Below are 16,413 nucleotides of genomic sequence, written 5' to 3'. Positions count from 1 at the left end.
TATCCTGCCCAAATTCAGCATTTTCAGCATAGGTTGGCTTCAGGCCGTTGTCCAATCGAATTTTCTTTTTGTTTTCAGTCCGTTCCGTTGGTCTAGGCTATCGAGGAAATTTTTTACGGATCATGTCGTGGATGCCCCGCTGGGGCTTGGGGTTTGCTACACTTCGCGCTTGTCCGCGTCGGCCGCATCGAGTAGGCTGACGAGGCGAGCGCAGGCCGTGGGGGCACGGCTTTTTTCCTTTTTCAGTGAAGGAGGCGACGAGATGGTGCAGACCCTGTGGGGGCGGTTGCCGTTCGTGAAAGCTGCTGCAGTGTCGTGGCGGCGTGCGGCAGCAGCGGCAGCGTTGACGTGTTGCGCAGCAGTGGGCGCGGTGCAGGCGGCTTCGGACGACAAGCAGCTCAACATCTATAATTGGTCGGATTACATCGCCCCGACCACCATCCCCAATTTCGAGAAGGAAACGGGGATCAAGGTGCGCTACGACACCTTCGATTCGAACGAGACGCTGTTCGCCAAGCTCGCCGCGGGGAATTCCGGCTACGATATCGTCGTCCCTTCGGCCAACTGGGGGGCGATCGAGATCAAGGCAGGGTTCTTCAAGCCGATCGACAAGTCGAAAATCCCCAATTACAAGAACCTCGATCCCGAGCTCATGAAACTGCTCGCGACGATGGATCCCGGCAACCAGTACCTCATTCCCTGGATGTGGGGATATACCACGGTGGGGATCAACGTCGACAAGGTGCAAAAGGCGCTCGAAGGCATGCCCATGCCCGAGAACCCCTGGGATCTGCTCTTCAAGCCCGAGTATGCGAGCAAGCTGAAGAGTTGCGGCATTTCACTGCTCGATTCCGGCGGCGACATCATGGAGGCGGCGTTCAATTACCTGAACATCCCCGTGGATAGCCACGATCGCGAGGATTTCCGCCGCGCCTGGGAGATGATCGACAAGATCCGCCCCTACGTGACACAGCTCTCTTCGAGCGGCTACATCAATGATCTGGCCGGCGGCAATCTCTGCCTGTCCTTCGGCTGGTCCGGCGACATCGGCATTGCCGCCAACCGGGCCAAGGAGGCGAAGAACGGGGTGAACATCAAGGTGTTCCCGCCCACGCATGGCGGGGTACTGCTCGTTGACACGGTGGCAATCCCCGCCGATGCGAAGCACGTCGACAATGCCTACAAATTTCTCGACTACCGCCTGCGACCCGATGTGATCGCGGCCGACACCAATACCGTTTTCTATGCCAATCCGGTGCCGGCGTCCTTGCCCTATGTCGATGCTGCGATCAAGAACAACGACTATGTCTTCCTCAAGCCGGAATTGATGCGCAAGCTGCGTCCGCCGAAAGTCTATAGCAATGAAGAAAGACGGTTGGTGACGCAGTACTATACGAAATTCCGCACCAATCGCTGAATGAAGTATTGCGTTGAATGAGTCGCCTGCGCCCTGGTCTCGGCCGGGGCGCAAATCTTTTTCTCTTCGTTTTTCAAGGAGTTTCGGCACCGTCATGAACCAGACCGTTGCTGCTCGCGCGGAGATCGCCGCAGGGGCGCCCGATTTCCTGAAGATCGAGTCGATCCGAAAGGAATATGACGAAGTCGTTGCCGTCAACAATGTCAATCTGGCCATCGAACAGGGAGAGATCTTTGCCCTGCTCGGTTCGTCCGGCTGTGGCAAGACGACGTTGCTGCGGATGTTGGCCGGTTTCGAAGTCCCGACGGCGGGGCGTATCGTCCTCGACGGGCAGGACATCACGGATCTGCCGCCTTACGAGCGACCGATCAACATGATGTTCCAGTCCTATGCCCTTTTTCCCCATCTGACGGTGTATGACAACATCGCGTTTGGTCTCAAACGCGAGGGAATGCCCAAGGCGCAGATCGCCGAGCGCGTCGAGCAGATGCTGGATCTGGTTCAGCTCAAACCCTATGCCAAGCGCAAGCCGCATCAGCTCTCGGGCGGACAGCAGCAGCGCGTGGCGTTGGCGCGCAGCCTGGCCAAGCGTCCCAAGCTGCTGCTGCTCGACGAGCCCATGGGCGCGCTGGATCGCAAACTGCGCGAGCGTACCCAGATCGAACTCGTGCATATCTTGCGCCAGGTGGGCCTGACCTGTGTCATCGTCACCCATGATCAGGAAGAGGCCATGACGATGGCCGATCGCCTCGCGGTGATGCGCGAAGGGCGTTTCTTGCAGATTGGTACCCCTGGCGAGGTCTACGAGAATCCGAAGAACCGCTTCGTGGCCGATTTCATCGGCAGCGTCAATCTCTTCGACGGGGAGCTCGTGGTCGATGAACCGCATTATTGCGAGATTCAGACGCCGGAGTGTCTGTTCCACGTCGGGCACGGTGTGGAGGGCAAGCAGGGGATGAGCCTCACCGTGGCCTTGCGTCCCGAGAAGATCTCGCTCGAACCGGGGTGGCAGGATTATCCCTACAACGCCGTACAAGGAACGGTGACGGCGCGCAGCTACATGGGCAGCTATACCGCCTATGAGATCGAATTGCCCACGGGGCGACGCGTGCGGGTTACCGTGACCAACGTCGATCGCTACGAGGAGCCTCATGAACTCGGGGCGCGCGTGACGGCGCATTGGATGCCGTCGGCGCCGGTGGTCATTGTCGAATGAAACGCTCGCTGCGGGAGAGTGCCATGATGCGTCGTTCCTGGATGCCGTCGGGGCGCTGGTTCGTGATCGGCGTGCCGGAGTTGTTCCTCTTCGTCTTTCTGCTGTTGCCCTTCCTGATCCTGCTCAAGATCAGTTTTTCCCATGCCGACGCTGTAGGCGTGGGGTTCGAGCCCCTGATCTCGTGGCTGGAGGAGGGCACGCTCAGCATCAAGCTGCATTTCGATGCCTACCTGAGCGTGATGCAGGACGACGTCTATCTGCTCACCTATCTCTCGTCGGTGGGATATGCGCTGCTGACGACCGTGCTGTGCCTCATCATCGGCTATCCCTTCGCCTATTTCCTGGCCCAGGGTTTCCCTACGCTGCGACCGGTGATGTTGATGCTCATCATGCTTCCGTTCTGGACGCCCTTCCTCATCCGCATTTATGCCTGGAAGAACATTCTGGACGTCAACGGCCTGCTCAACCAGTTCCTGCTGTGGGCGGGGATCGTGGATGAGCCGCTGCAGCTGATGTTTACCAAGTTTTCCTTCATGGTGGGCATGGTCTATGGCTACATCCCCTTCATGATCTTGCCGCTGTATGCCAACCTCGTCAAACTCGACCGACGCTTGCTGGAGGCGGCCGCAGACCTGGGAGCGCGGCCATGGCAGCGCTTCTGGCTGGTGACCATCCCCTTGTCGCGCGAAGGGATCCTCGCCGGGTCGCTCCTCGTCTTCATTCCGGCGGTGGGGGAATACGTGATTCCCGAGTTGCTCGGCGGCATCTCGATCCTGAACATCGGCCGCATGATGTGGAACGAGTTCTTCATCAATCTCGACTGGCAGCGGGCCGCGGCGGTGACGATGTTGATGGTACTGATCATTCTTTTCCCGATCTGGCTCTTCAACCGTTATCAGATGCGTCTGATGGAGGCCCGGCGATGAGACGTTTCCCCTGGCTGGCAACGTCATGGACGATGCTCGTCTATGGCTTTCTCTACCTGCCGATCGTGGTGCTGGTGATCTATTCCTTCAACGATTCGCGCATGGTCACGGTCTGGGGTGGCTGGACCTTGCGCTGGTATGCCGAGGCGGCAGCCGATCAGGTGGTGATCGACGCCCTGGTGTTGTCGCTGGAGATCGCCGTGGCCACCGCCACCGCTTCCGTGGTGCTGGGCACCTGTGCCGCCTATGCCTTGACGCGCTATCGGCGCTTCCCCGGCAAGGGACTTTTCACCTTGCTCCTCAACGTGCCGCTGGTGCTGCCGACCGTGGTGCTGGCGATGGTGTTGCTGCTCTTCTTCGTCAGCCTGGAGCACGTCTTCGGCTTTCCGCAAAAGGGGTTCACGACGCTTTTCATCGGCCATACCGTGATGTGCGTCTCTTATGCGGCGATCACCATCATGTCGCGGCTGCGGGAAGTGGATCCGGCACTGGAAGAGGCAGCGATGGATCTGGGGGCGCGTCCTTCACAAGTGTTCTTTCTCGTGACCTTGCCGGCCATTTTTCAAGCGGTGGCCTCTGCCTGGTTGCTGACGCTGTCGCTGTCGCTCGACGAAGTGGTGATCTCGGCCTTTCTCTCGGGGCCGGGAACGTCGCCGCTGCCGGTGGTGATCTTCTCGCGGGCCCGTCTCGGACTCAATCCCGAGATCAACGTCATCGGCGCCGTCACCGTGTATCTGGTGCTGGCCGGCTTACTTTTGTCGAGCGTCTGGCTGGCCCGCCGGGCCAAGCAGCGGGCGCGTGAAAACGCGGCCTTGCTGCGCCAGGCCAAGGTAGATGCCTTGGCCACGTCTGCGGCGTCCTGAGGAGGCGGCGTTGCCGGGCGGGCGGGGTTGCTGGTATCGTTGCGTCTTCTTTTTCGTGACGTTCAGGATGGTGTGATGCTCGATGTTCAGTGGTTGCGCACCCGGCTCGACGAGGTGAAAGCGGCGCTCGCGCGGCGCGGCGCGAAGATCGACTGGTCCCGGTTCGAGGCGCTGGAGGCCGAACGCAAAGACCTGCAGACCCGCACGCAGGAGCTGCAGGCGCAGAGAAATGCCCTCTCGAAGGAAGTAGGTCGGCGCAAGGGACGGGGCGAGGACGCCTCCGAGGTGCTTGCCCAGCTTGCCCTGATCACCGCGGAGCTCGACACCTGCGAAGAGCGCCTCTCGGCCTTGCTCACCGAGTTGGAATCCTTCCTCGCCACCCTACCCAACATCCCCCATCCTTCCGTTCCCGACGGAACGAGCGAGGCCGACAACGTGGAAGTGGCGCGTTGGGGTTCGCAGCGGGCATTCGATTTCCCGGTGCGCGACCACGTCGACGTAGGCACGCCCCTGGGGCTGGATTTCGAGGCGGCGGCGAAAATCGCCGGGGCGCGTTTTTCCGTGATGCGCGGGGACGTGGCGCGGCTACATCGGGCGCTGGGGCAGTTCATGCTCGATCTGCACACCCGCGAGCATGGGTACCTCGAAGTCTATGTTCCCTATCTCGTCAATGCGCGCAGCCTCTTCGGGACGGGGCAGCTGCCCAAGTTCGCCGAGGATCTCTTCGCCGTGCCGCGCGATCCAGAAAACTTCTACCTCATTCCGACGGCTGAGGTACCGGTGACCAACCTCGTGCGCGACGAGATCCTCGAGGAGCGCGATTTGCCCCTCAAGTTCGTCGCGCACACGCCGTGCTTTCGCTCGGAGGCCGGCGCCTATGGGCGCGACACGCGGGGCATGATCCGTCAGCATCAATTCGACAAGGTGGAGCTGGTGCGCATCGAGCATCCGGATCGTTCTTGGGAGGCGCTCGAGGAGCTTACCGGACATGCGGAGGCGGTACTGCAGCGCCTGAATCTGCCTTACCGCAAAGTGATCTTGTGCGCCGGGGATCTTGGGTTTTCGTCGGCGAAGACCTATGATTTGGAAGTATGGCTGCCGGGGCAGAATACCTATCGCGAGATTTCTTCGTGCTCGAATTTCGAGGCGTTCCAGGCCCGTCGTTTGCAGGCGCGCTTCCGTCCTACTGGCGGCAAGGGTAAGCCCCAGCCGGTGCATACGCTGAACGGCTCCGGGTTGGCGGTGGGGCGAACGCTGGTGGCGGTGCTGGAGAACTACCAGCAGCGCGACGGTTCGGTGGTGGTGCCCGAGGCGCTGCGGCCGTGGATGGGGGGGCAGAAGGTGATCGAGCCTCATCGGTGATCGGGTAGAGAGGAGGGGGAGGATGGGCGTGATCGTGGGGGTGGCGAGCGCACCGCAGCCGCAGGAGCGGCGGGTGGCGCTGGTGCCGGATCTGGTGAAGAAATACGAGGCGCTGGGGGCCAAGGTCGTGATGGCCAGCGGTGCGGCCAAGCGGGCGCATTGGGCTGACGAAGCCTTTGCCGGCGTGGAAATCCTGTCCGAGCCGGAGGAGGTGTTTCGCCGCGCGCAGCTCGTGCTGTGCGTGCAGCCGCCGCGCGACGAGGAGCTCGCGCTCATGCCCGAAGGCTCGATCCTGGTGGGGGCGCTGCAGCCTTGGGCAAGCCGCGAGAGGGTCGAGCAGCTGCTCGAGCGGCGCATCACCTCTTTCGCCCTGGAGCTCTTGCCGCGCATCTCGCGCGCGCAGAGCATGGACATCCTTTCTTCCCAGGCGACGGTGGCGGGTTACGAGGCGGCGCTGATCGCGGCCGACCACAGCCCGAAGTTCTTCCCCATGCTCACCTATGCCGCCGGCACCATCCGTCCGGCCAAGGTGCTGGTGATCGGCGCCGGCGTGGCGGGGCTGCAGGCGATCGCCACCGCCCGGCGGCTGGGGGCGGCGGTGGAGGCCTACGATGTGCGCCCCGAGACGCGTGAGCAGGTGGAGTCGCTCGGGGCGAAGTTCCTCGACACGGGGGTGCGTGCCGTGGGCGAGGGCGGCTATGCCCGCGAGCTCACCGAAGAGGAGAAAGCACTGCAGGCGGAGAAACTCGGCAAGGCCGTGGGGCAGGCCGATGCGCTCATCACCACCGCTTCCATTCCGGGGCGGCCGGCGCCGCGCATCATCACTGCCGGGATGATCGCGCGCATGCGTCCCGGCGCCGTGGTGGTGGATCTGGCCGCGGAGACGGGAGGCAACGTCGAGGGCACGGTGCCGGGCGAGAAGACCTGGATCGGGGAAGTGCTGGTGATTGGTCCGACTTTCGTGCCGAGCCGCATGCCGGTGCACGCTTCCGAGATGTTCGCCAAGAACGTGTTCAATTTCGTCTCGCTCTTTTTGCGCGAGGGGGCGTCGTCGCTGTCGTGGGACGACGAGGTGCTCGCCGGCACCTGCATGACGCACGCCGGCGAGCTCAAGAGTGAGCGGGTACGTCAATGGCTGGGTTTGTGAGGAGGGGGCGGCGATGGATGGCATGAGCGCGTTGTTCATTTTCATGTTGGCGGCGTTTACGGGCTACGAGGTGATCGCGCGGGTGCCGGTCATCCTGCACACGCCCTTGATGTCCGGTTCCAATTTCATCCACGGCGTGGTGCTGATCGGGGCGATGGTGGCGCTGGGGCAGGTACCGGACGACGACCCGGCCGCGCTTGCGCTCGGTTTCGTCGCCGTGCTGCTGGGGGCGGCCAATGCTGCCGGTGGGTACGTCGTCACCGAGCGGATGTTGGCGATGTTCCGCTCGAACAAGGGTACCGGGGAGGGCGGACGATGAGTACGTTCATCCAGTTCGTCTATTTCCTCGTGGCCATCGTCTTCATACTGGGGTTGAAGGCGATGAGCTCGCCGGCCACGGCGCGCCGTGGCGTGCAGTGGGCGGGTTACGCCATGGTCGCGGCGGTCCTGGTCACCTTCTATGTGCCGGGGCTGCATCACTTCGGTCTCATGATCACGGCGATCGTGATCGGTGCGGCGATCGCGTGGTATCTCGGCAAGACGGTGAAGATGACCGACATGCCGCAGATGGTGGCGATCTACAACGGCATGGGCGGCGGCGCGGCGGCGGCGATCGCGGCGGTGGCCTTCCTTCTGGGCGAGACGGTGCACGCGGCTTCGGTGGGCGTACTCGCCGCGCTCGGGGCGATCATCGGGGCCGTGGCTTTCGCTGGTAGTTGTGTGGCTTTTGCCAAGCTGCAGGGGCTCTTGAAGAAGACGTACCGGGTGCCGCAGCAGAACAACGTCGTGTTCTTCCTCGCGCTCTTCACCGTCGGGATCGGGCTGACGATCGGGTTTTCTTCCCATCCGGGCGGGTTCGAGCTCACGGTTTTCTTCCTGCTTGCCCTGGCGCTGGGGGCACTGCTGACTTTGCCCATCGGCGGGGCGGACATGCCGGTGGTGATTTCGCTGCTCAACGCCTTCACGGGCCTGGCGGTCGGTTTCGAAGGGTACGTGCTCGCCAATCCCTTGCTGATCGTGGCGGGAACGGTGGTCGGGGCTTCGGGAACCTTGCTCACGCTCCTCATGGCCAAGGCGATGAACCGCTCGATCCGCACCGTGATCTTTGCGCCGATCACCGGCGAGGCGCAGGAGGCAGGGGGCGAAGTGACGGGTTCGCTCAAAGAGTATTCGCCCGACGACGCGGCGGCCACCCTGCGCTACGCGCAGAAGGTGATCATCGTGCCGGGTTACGGCATGGCAGTGGCCGGCGCCCAGCACAAGGTGTGGGAGATGGCGCAGCTCCTGGAAGAGGCGGGGGTGGAAGTGAAGTTCGCCATCCATCCCGTGGCCGGGCGCATGCCGGGACACATGAACGTGTTGCTGGCCGAGGCCGGGGTGCCCTACGACAAGATCTTCGATCTGGAGGAGATCAATGCCGAGTTCGCCCAGACCGACGTCGCCCTGGTGATCGGCGCGAACGACGTGGTCAACCCAGCGGCGCGTACCAACAAGGCGAGCCCCATCTACGGCATGCCCATCCTCAACGTGGATCAGGCGCGTGAGGTGCTGGTGATCAAGCGCGGCAAGGGCACGGGGTACTCGGGCATCGAGAACGAGCTCTTCTACCGCGACAACTGCCACATGGTCTATGGCAGCGCGCAGGAGGTGGTCGCCCGCATCATCCAGCGCCTCAAGGAGCTGGAAGCCTGAAGCGGGCGGCGATGCGATATGTCGTGGCCGCGGCGTGTGTGCTCTCCGGTGGCGTGTTTGCGCAGGGCACCACGCCGCCGCAGGCGGTGCCGCCACTTGCCGCTCCGGAAGTACGGCGAGATTTGCCGACTCCGCCGCTGCGCGAAGGGCCGGATCCGGGCTTTGCCGGTGTTTGGGCGACTTCCATCGACTTGCAGACGCTCGCCCTGATGCTGCAGCTGCGCGACTGGTGCCTGAACCGCAGCATTCCGGACGAAGTGCTGGAGCGTCAGCTCGGGCGGCTCGGCGCGCTCACCGGCCGCAAGGAGGATTGCCGGACGGTGTTGTCGCGGTGATTTCTTTCCCGGTTCCGGGTCCGCTCAATCCATCCCTCTGACATGCAAGGGTTCGCCCGAGGTGACGGCCGGGCCGAACCAGGGGCCTTGCTGTAGTCGAACGCCCAGCGCGGCGAGGAAATCGCGTTGTCCTGCCGTGGCCACGCCTTGGGCGCGGACTTCGAGACGCATGGCCTGCGCGAGCGATACCGTTCCCCCGACGAGGGCTTCGAGCCGTTCGTCCCGGCCGAGTCCCGCGACCCACGCAGCAGGCAGCATCACCCCGCTCCAAGGAAGGCGGGCGAGCTGCTCGAGCGGCAAGGCGGCCTCGTCGAGACCGGCGGCGATCCAGCGGATGCCGCGTCGGGAGAGGGCGAGCAGCGTCGCGGCCGCCTCGGTGTCGAGTGCGGCACAGGCAGGCAGATCGAGCGCGAATTCGAGCGCCTCGGGGCGGATGCCGGCGGCGAGCGCCGTCTCCAGCGCTGCGGTCAGGCCGGAATCGCGGAGTGCCTCGGCGGCCAGTGTAAGCGTGAGGCGTCCCGGAATGCGGGCCGCGAGTTCGGGCAGTCTGGCGAAGGCGATGCGGGTGAGCCGGGGCACGGCCTGGGCGCGGCGAGCGAGTTCGGTGAGCCGTTCGGGGGCGAGGCCAGCAACGGCAGGGTGATTCCACACGAGTCGGGCATGGGCACCGGCAAGCCGCCGCTGCTGGAGATCGACGAGCGGCTCCAGCTGCAAGGCGAAGGATTCCACCGGGCTTTCTCTCAGGGCGACGGCGAGCGGATCGGGTGGCGGGGCCGACGGGGCGGGAGAGATGGCAGCCGGGGCGAATCGCGGTAGCCGCTCGAAGACGAGGACGCGCCATCCCAGCTGTGGCCCCTGGAGCACGCGGGCGCGTACCGGGGCTTCGCCCAGTCCCTCGATACGGGCGAGCGGTGCTTCGCCTTCTTCCGGCCAGGAGACGGCGGCGAAGTGCGTGAGCGGTTGCAGCAGCCATTCTTGCCGTGCGGCGGGAAAGAACGCCCGGGCGGCATCGTTGAGCGCGGCGATGCGCCCCGCCTCGTCGAGCACCACCACCGGTTGGGGCACGGCGGCGGCGAGCCGGGGCCAGAAGGCATCGGTGTGTGCGACGTCGCGATATACCTCTCCGATCAGATCGGGCGAGAAAAGGATCGCGTGCAGGCCGGGGCGCAGGCGGGCGGCGGCGATGAAGCGAAAGAGGCGCGAGCGGCCACCGGGTAGCGCGATGCGGATGCTGCCGCGGCTTTGACCCTGGATGAACCAGCGGGCCCGGGCATGGAGGAATTCCTTGTCCGAGGGGAAGAGGGTGGCGAGCGGCTGCCGGATCAGGTCACGGTAGTCGCGCTCGAGCAGTCGACAAGCGGCGGTGTTCGCCTCCAGGATGGTCTCGTCGCTGGTGAGGATGAGCCCTTCGTCGATGAGCTCGAGGAGGGCGAGATACAGGCCCGTTTCCGCGCCCTCGGAAAAGTCGGGCCGGAAGGGTTCGGCAGGCGGGGGCTGGATTCCCATGGTGGCGAAGGCTCGGGCGCAATGGCTGATGCAGACACGATAACACCGCCCTATCGCCTTTGGGGGCGGGATAAGACGGCAGGAAAGGGCTTTTTTCGTTGATTGGGACGTGTGGTGGGGGTCGGGGTTCCTGCAGGATTTTTTTGCACTGCAACATACGCGTGGTACACTGTATTTCCCAATTCAGAGCAAAGGAGAAGAAAAATGGCAAGGGACTTCAATGCGATCATGGGCTATCGCTTCGAAGATCTGCACGTCGGGATGACGGCAGAGACCAGCCGCACCGTCACCGACGCCGACATCCTCATGTTCGCCGGCGTCTCGGGCGATATGAACCCGGTGCACATGGACGACGAGTTCGCCTCGCAGACCATGTTCAAAGGGCGCATCGCCCACGGCTTTCTCACGGTGAGTTTCGTCTCGTCGGTGCTGGGCACGAAGATGCCCGGACCGGGAGCGGTCTATGTGTCGCAGACGGTGCGCTTTCTCGCCCCGGTGCATTCGGGGGATACGGTGGTGTCGCGGGCGACCGTCATTGGTCTGCTGCCGGAAAAGCGCCGCGTCACGCTCGATACGCGTTGCATCGTGCGCGACAAGGTGGTGCTGGAGGGCGAAGCGGTGGTGTTCATCCCGCCGCGCTGAGGCCGCACAGCAGGGCTGAAAAGGCGCCGGGGGCAGGTCGACCGGCGCCTTTTCGCGTCAACGGGGTTTGGTCTTGTCGCGCTCGATCAGTGCATAGGCCGAATGATTGTGGATGGATTCGAAATTTTCCGATTCGGCAACGTAGTGCACGATGCGTGGATCGGCATCGAGCCGGGCGGCGACGTCGCGTACCATGTCTTCGACGAACTTCGGGTTGTCGTAGGCGTGCTCGGTGACGTACTTCTCGTCGGGGCGTTTCAAGAGCCCGTAGAGTTCGCTGGAAGCCTCTTTCTCGGCCAGTTGCACGAGCTCTTCGATCCAGACGTGATCAATCGTGCGCGCGGTGATGGTGACGTGTGAGCGCTGGTTGTGCGCGCCGTAAGCCGAGATCTTCTTCGAGCAGGGGCACAGGCTCGTGACCGGGACCACCACTTTCATGGTGAAGCGGTATTCGCCGCCGGAGAGGATCTCGCCGATGAAGGTGACGTCGTAGTCCATCAGGCTCGGCACCCCGGTGACGGGGGCGCGTTTCTCGATGAAGTAAGGAAAACTCATCTCGATGTGGCCGGTCTCGGCTTCGAGCCGCTCGACCATCTGCCGCAGCATGGGTTCGAAATTTTCGACCGAGATCTCACGCTCGTGGGCATTGAGGATCTCGACGAAGCGCGACATGTGCGTGCCCTTGAAGTTGTGCGGCAGCCCCACGTACATGTTGAAAGTGGCCACCGTGTGCTGCACGCCGCCGCTACGATCGCTCACGCGGATGGGGTGACGGATGCTCTTGATGCCGACCTTGTCGATGGCCATGTGGCGGTGATCGGCGAAGGATTGCACGTCGGGGATGGCTTGGAGGGGTTCGTTCATCGTCGGGTTCTCTCGTCTCGTTCTTGGTGGGCTATCGTATCGTAGCCCGCCATGGGTTCTCGTCAAGCATCGCCGTCATCGAAGCGCTCTATCGCCGCCAGGATACCGTCGACGTCGAGCCCCAGCAGGTGCAGGAGTTGCCCTTGGTCGCCGTGCTCGATGAATCGGTCCGGCAGACCCAGGCGCAGGAGACGGGGTGGGGTGTCCATGGTTTGGCTGATGCGGGCGATCTCACTGCCGGCACCACCGATGACGGCGTTTTCTTCCAGCGTCACGAGCACTTCGTGCGTGGCGGCCACGGCGCGTATCGTGGCCTCGTCGAGCGGTTTGACGAAACGCAGGTTGACCACCGTGGCGTCGAGCCGCTCGCCGACCTCGCGCGCTGGCGCCACCAGCGACCCGAGGGCGAGTAGTGCGATGCGCCGGCCCTGGCGCAGCAGTTCGGCCTTGCCGATCGGCAAAGGCTCCAACCCCGGATCAATGGGGATGCCGGGGCCGTGGCCGCGGGGATAACGCACCGCCGCCGGGCCGTCGTGCAGGAAGGCGGTGGTGAGCATGCGGCGGCATTCGTTCTCGTCGGCCGGTGCCATTACCACGAGATTGGGGATGCAGGCAAGGAAGCTCAGATCGAAAGCCCCATGGTGCGTGGGCCCGTCGGCGCCCACCAGCCCGCCGCGGTCGATGGCGAAGACCACGGGCAGCTTTTGTAGGGCGATGTCGTGGATGAGCTGATCGTAGGCACGCTGCAGGAAGGTGGAGTAGATCGCCACCACCGGTTTGAATCCCTCGCAGGCAAGCCCCGCGGCGAAGGTGAGGGCATGTTGTTCGGCAATGCCGACGTCGAAGTAACGTTCGGGGTATTCCTGAGCGAAGCGCACCAGGCCCGAGCCCTCGCGCATGGCGGGGGTGATGCCGATGAGGCGCGGATCGCGCGCGGCCATGTCGCAGATCCAGTCGCCGAAGATCTGGGTGTAAGTGGGGCGAGTGCCCTTGGTCGGCTCCAGCCCCCGGGCATGATCGAAACGCGACACGCCGTGGTAGAGCACCGGGTCGGCCTCGGCGAGTTTGTAACCGCGCCCTTTTTTCGTGACGACATGCACGAAGCGCAAGCCGCCGAGTTTGCGGATGTTGGCGAGCGTCGGCACCAGCACGTCGAGGTCATGCCCGTCGATGGGGCCGTAATAGTGGAAGCCGAATTCCTCGAAGAGCGTACCAGGAGGGGAGATCATGCCTTTGACGTGCTCTTCGACGCGTCGGGCGAGCGCCTTGATCGGCGGGGCGGCGGAGAGCACCGTCTCGCCCACCCGGCGTGCGGTATTGTAAGGTTCGCCGCTCAGAAGCCGCGCGAATATCTGGGTGAGCGCCCCTACGGGGGGTGAGATCGACATCTCGTTGTCGTTGAGGATCACCGTGAGATCGATCCCGTCGAGGTCGCCGGCATGGTTGAGCGCCTCGAAGGCCATTCCGGCCGACATCGCCCCATCGCCGATCACCGCCACGCATTGGCGTTTCTCGCCGCGGGCCCGGGCGGCGACCGCCATGCCGAGCGCCGCGGAGATGGAGGTGGAAGAGTGCCCCGTGCCGAAGGTGTCGTAAGGACTTTCCTCACGCTTGGGGAAACCGGACAATCCTCCGAGTTGGCGCAGTGTGGCCATGCGGTCGCGCCGACCGGTGAGGATCTTGTGGCCGTAAGTCTGGTGCCCCACGTCCCAGACGATGCGATCGTACGGGGTGTCGTAGACGTAGTGCAGCGCGAGGGTGAGCTCGACGGAGCCGAGGTTGGAAGCCAGGTGCCCACCGGTACGGGCCACCGTTTCGAGGATGAACTGGCGCAACTCGGCGGCGAGCCGCTTGAGTTCGGGCAGCGACAGTCGGCGCAGATCGGCCGGGTCGTCGATGCGGGTGAGCAGGGGAAAACGTTCGGTCGTCATGATGGATCAGCGCCGACGCTCGGCGACGAAACGGGCGAGCTCGCACAGGCGTTCGGCGGCCGGCCCCAGGGAGGAGAATTCGGTGAGGGATTCTTCCAGGGTACGTCGCGCCGCCTCGATCGCCCCTTCCAGGCCGAGGAGCGTGACATAGGTGGCCTTGGCGTGGCGTTCGTCCTTGCCGGCGGTCTTGCCGAGGGTGGCACTGTCGGCGGTGGCGTCCAGGATGTCGTCGGTGATCTGGAAGAGCAGCCCGAGGGCGTTCGCGCCGCGCTCGAGCGTGGCATAGGTTTGTGCATCGGGTTCGTCGCAGTAAGCGCCGGCGAGCACGGCGTAGCGGATGAGCGCCCCCGTCTTGCACCGATGCAGAGTTTGCAGCTCTTCGAGGGGAATCTTGCGGCCAGTGGCAGCGAGATCGAGTGCCTGACCGCCCGCCATGCCGTGCGAGCCGCTGGCGCGGGCGAGGCCGCGCACGAGGCCGAGCTGGCGATCGGGTGACAGACCGGGAAGCGGCGTAGCGAGAAGCTGGAAGGCAAGCGTCTGCAGCGCATCCCCCGTGAGCAGTGCCGTCGCCTCGTCGAACGCCACATGGACGGTGGGACGACCATGGCGCAGTGCGTCGTCGTCCATCGCGGGCAGGTCGTCGTGCACCAGCGAATAGACGTGGATGAGCTCGACCGCCGCGGCGACGGGCAAGAGGGTTTCGATGGGGGCACCGAATCCCTCGCCGGAGGCGAAGACGAGCAGCGGCCGGACGCGTTTTCCGCCGCCGAGTACGGCGTAGCGCATCGCTTCGTGCAGGAGCCGAGGTTCCGTGTCGGCCGGCGGGAGGATTTGCTCGAGGAAGTGCTCGACGAGGGCGCGGCGGCGCTCGCACCACGTCTCGAACGGTTCGCGTTCGGAGAAAGTCATCGTTCGGTGGAGGGGTCGAGGGGGACCAGGGTGCCGTTTTCGATGGCGAGCAGCCGCTGCTCGGCTTCGTCGAGCACCTGACGGCAACGCCGTACCAGGGCGACCCCGTGCTGATAGCGCTGCAGTGCCGTCTCGAGCGGCAAACGGCCGGTCTCGAGCGCCTGGACGATGCGCTCGAGTTCGGTGAGCGCGGCTTCGAAGTCGAGGTTCTCGGGTGCGGCAGCGGATTCGCTCATGTCGCCTCCGTGAGGGTTTTGGGAAGGGTGAAGCGGACGTTTTCTGCCACCCCCGGGAGTTCAGCGATTTCGGCGGCGCCCAGTTCCTGCAGCCGGGCGAGGACGCGCCGTACGAGTTCTTCCGGGGCCGAAGCACCGGCGGTCAAGCCGATGCGCCGCGCATTCCTGATCGTTTCGGCGGTGAGCGCCGTTTCGTCCTCGATGAGGTGCGCCGGAATCCCCAGCGCCGCGGCGACTTCCCGCAGGCGGTTGGAGTTGGAGCTGTTGGGAGAGCCGATCACTAGCACGAGGTCGCATTGGGCGGCAAGCTGCTTGACGGCATCCTGACGGTTTTGCGTGGCGTAGCAGATGTCGTCTTTCTTGGGACCGAGAATGCGAGGATAGCGCGCGGTGAGCCGTTCGATGATGTGCCGGGCGTCATCGACCGAGAGCGTCGTCTGGGTGACGTAGGCACAACGTTCGGGATCGAGCGTGAGTCGGGCGACGTCTTCTTCGGTCTCGACGAGGTGGATGCGATCGGGCACCTGTCCCATCGTACCCTCCACCTCGGGATGCCCGCGGTGGCCGATCATCACGATGTCGTAGCCTTGGCGATGCAAGCGCTGCACCTCGTGGTGTACCTTGGTGACTAGGGGGCAGGTGGCGTCGAGCACGGTGAGGCCACGAGCCCGGGCGCGCTCGTGGATCGCCTGAGCCACGCCGTGGGCACTGAAGACGACCACGGCACCGTCGGGCACTTCGTCGAGCTCTTCGACGAAGATCGCACCGCGCGCGCGCAAGGTTTCGACCACGTGGCGGTTGTGCACGATCTCGTGGCGCACGTAAATCGGGGCCCCGAAACGTTCGATCGCCCGTTCGACGATCTCGATGGCGCGATCGACCCCGGCGCAGAAGCCGCGGGGGTTGGCGAGGAGCACGGTGGGGGTGGTGTTCATGGGTCAGCTGATGCCGATGATGTGCACTTCGAGCCGGACGGTTTTGCCGGCAAGAGGATGGTTGAAGTCCACGACGCCATACTCGTCGGTGAGTTCCCGTACCAGCCCCGTATAGCGCGAGCCGTCGGGAGCGGCGAACTCCATGAGCGTCATGGCCTCGGTGACTTCCGGCGGAAAATCGGCACGCGCCACCCGCTCGACGAGCTCGGGGCGATGCGGGCCGAAGGCTTCTTCGGGCGGCAGCGTGAAGACGCGGTGCTCGCCCACGCTCAGTCCCACCAAACAGCGCTCTAGCGCCGGCAAGACCTCGCCCGTGCCCAGCTGCAAGGTGGCGGGGGTGGCCTCGAAGGTACTCACCACGGCGGTGCCGTCTTCGAGGAGAAACCGGTAGTGCAGGGTGACGAGGCTGTCGGGGCGGACGGTGTCGGTCAT

General features: G+C 64.3%; 17 protein-coding genes. 10 read left to right on the top strand and 7 right to left on the bottom strand.

Annotation, left to right across the window (positions count from 1 at the left end; translation table 11 throughout):
* Positions 1–262: 262 nt before the first annotated feature.
* The 9 genes from H607_RS0107595 to H607_RS12190 all read left to right on the top strand — a co-directional run bounded on the left by H607_RS0107595 (position 263) and on the right by H607_RS12190 (position 8,958).
* Complete coding sequence (locus H607_RS0107595) at positions 263–1,417, top strand: polyamine ABC transporter substrate-binding protein (RefSeq protein WP_051240756.1); 1,155 nt, start codon at positions 263–265, stop codon at positions 1,415–1,417.
* A gap of 94 nt (positions 1,418–1,511) precedes the next feature.
* Positions 1,512–2,633 carry an ABC transporter ATP-binding protein gene (locus H607_RS0107590; protein ID WP_051240755.1) on the top strand — a complete coding sequence of 374 codons (1,122 nt, stop codon included), beginning with the start codon at positions 1,512–1,514 and terminating at the stop codon, positions 2,631–2,633.
* Positions 2,634–2,656: 23 nt separating this feature from the next.
* Positions 2,657–3,559, top strand: coding sequence for an ABC transporter permease (locus H607_RS0107585; protein ID WP_088178702.1), 903 nt, complete (start codon positions 2,657–2,659; stop codon positions 3,557–3,559).
* Complete coding sequence (locus H607_RS0107580) at positions 3,556–4,422, top strand: ABC transporter permease (protein WP_028874938.1); 867 nt, start codon at positions 3,556–3,558, stop codon at positions 4,420–4,422. Before H607_RS0107585 ends, H607_RS0107580 begins: the two co-directional genes overlap by 4 nt.
* A 75-nt stretch (positions 4,423–4,497) precedes the next feature.
* Positions 4,498–5,784 carry a serine--tRNA ligase gene (gene serS, locus H607_RS0107575; protein WP_028874937.1) on the top strand — a complete coding sequence of 429 codons (1,287 nt, stop codon included), beginning with the start codon at positions 4,498–4,500 and terminating at the stop codon, positions 5,782–5,784.
* 22 nt (positions 5,785–5,806) lie between these two features.
* Positions 5,807–6,931 (top strand): NAD(P) transhydrogenase subunit alpha, encoded by a 1,125-nt coding sequence (locus tag H607_RS0107570; protein ID WP_028874936.1) that lies wholly within the window; start codon positions 5,807–5,809, stop codon positions 6,929–6,931.
* A 13-nt stretch (positions 6,932–6,944) separates the two neighbouring features.
* Positions 6,945–7,250, top strand: a complete 306-nt coding sequence (locus H607_RS0107565) for an NAD(P) transhydrogenase subunit alpha part 2 (RefSeq protein ID WP_028874935.1) — start codon at positions 6,945–6,947, stop codon at positions 7,248–7,250.
* Complete coding sequence (locus H607_RS0107560) at positions 7,247–8,623, top strand: NAD(P)(+) transhydrogenase (Re/Si-specific) subunit beta (RefSeq protein ID WP_028874934.1); 1,377 nt, start codon at positions 7,247–7,249, stop codon at positions 8,621–8,623. Before H607_RS0107565 ends, H607_RS0107560 begins: the two co-directional genes overlap by 4 nt.
* A gap of 11 nt (positions 8,624–8,634) precedes the next feature.
* Positions 8,635–8,958, top strand: a complete 324-nt coding sequence (locus H607_RS12190) for a hypothetical protein (protein WP_037990016.1) — start codon at positions 8,635–8,637, stop codon at positions 8,956–8,958.
* Between the two features lie 24 nt (positions 8,959–8,982).
* Here H607_RS12190 and H607_RS13330 read toward each other — a convergent pair whose 3' ends face one another.
* Positions 8,983–10,464, bottom strand: coding sequence for an EAL domain-containing protein (locus H607_RS13330; protein ID WP_028874933.1), 1,482 nt, complete (start codon positions 10,462–10,464; stop codon positions 8,983–8,985).
* A 204-nt stretch (positions 10,465–10,668) separates the two neighbouring features.
* Here H607_RS13330 and H607_RS0107545 point away from each other — a divergent pair, with 204 nt between their 5' ends.
* Positions 10,669–11,106 (top strand): MaoC family dehydratase, encoded by a 438-nt coding sequence (locus H607_RS0107545; RefSeq protein ID WP_028874932.1) that lies wholly within the window; start codon positions 10,669–10,671, stop codon positions 11,104–11,106.
* 57 nt (positions 11,107–11,163) lie between these two features.
* Here H607_RS0107545 and folE2 read toward each other — a convergent pair whose 3' ends face one another.
* The 6 genes from folE2 to H607_RS0107515 all read right to left on the bottom strand — a co-directional run bounded on the left by folE2 (position 11,164) and on the right by H607_RS0107515 (position 16,413).
* Entirely contained in the window at positions 11,164–11,970 is an 807-nt protein-coding gene (gene folE2, locus H607_RS0107540; protein WP_028874931.1) for a GTP cyclohydrolase FolE2, read from the bottom strand.
* A gap of 62 nt (positions 11,971–12,032) precedes the next feature.
* Positions 12,033–13,901 (bottom strand): 1-deoxy-D-xylulose-5-phosphate synthase, encoded by a 1,869-nt coding sequence (gene dxs, locus H607_RS0107535; RefSeq protein ID WP_028874930.1) that lies wholly within the window; start codon positions 13,899–13,901, stop codon positions 12,033–12,035.
* Between the two features lie 6 nt (positions 13,902–13,907).
* On the bottom strand, positions 13,908–14,810 hold the full coding sequence (locus H607_RS0107530; protein WP_028874929.1) for a polyprenyl synthetase family protein: 903 nt from the start codon (positions 14,808–14,810) through the stop codon (positions 13,908–13,910).
* Positions 14,807–15,046, bottom strand: coding sequence for an exodeoxyribonuclease VII small subunit (gene xseB / locus H607_RS0107525; RefSeq protein WP_028874928.1), 240 nt, complete (start codon positions 15,044–15,046; stop codon positions 14,807–14,809). The genes H607_RS0107530 and xseB overlap by 4 nt, the downstream gene beginning before the upstream one ends.
* On the bottom strand, positions 15,043–15,981 hold the full coding sequence (gene ispH, locus H607_RS0107520; protein WP_028874927.1) for a 4-hydroxy-3-methylbut-2-enyl diphosphate reductase: 939 nt from the start codon (positions 15,979–15,981) through the stop codon (positions 15,043–15,045). The genes xseB and ispH overlap by 4 nt, the downstream gene beginning before the upstream one ends.
* 3 nt (positions 15,982–15,984) lie before the next feature.
* Positions 15,985–16,413, bottom strand: a complete 429-nt coding sequence (locus H607_RS0107515) for an FKBP-type peptidyl-prolyl cis-trans isomerase (protein WP_028874926.1) — start codon at positions 16,411–16,413, stop codon at positions 15,985–15,987.

It is taken from the genome of Tepidiphilus margaritifer DSM 15129, assembly GCF_000425565.1.
GTDB classification, from domain to species: domain Bacteria; phylum Pseudomonadota; class Gammaproteobacteria; order Burkholderiales; family Rhodocyclaceae; genus Tepidiphilus; species Tepidiphilus margaritifer.
Note: the sequence above shows the minus strand (reverse complement) of the source record. Positions and strands in the feature narration are given on the sequence as shown.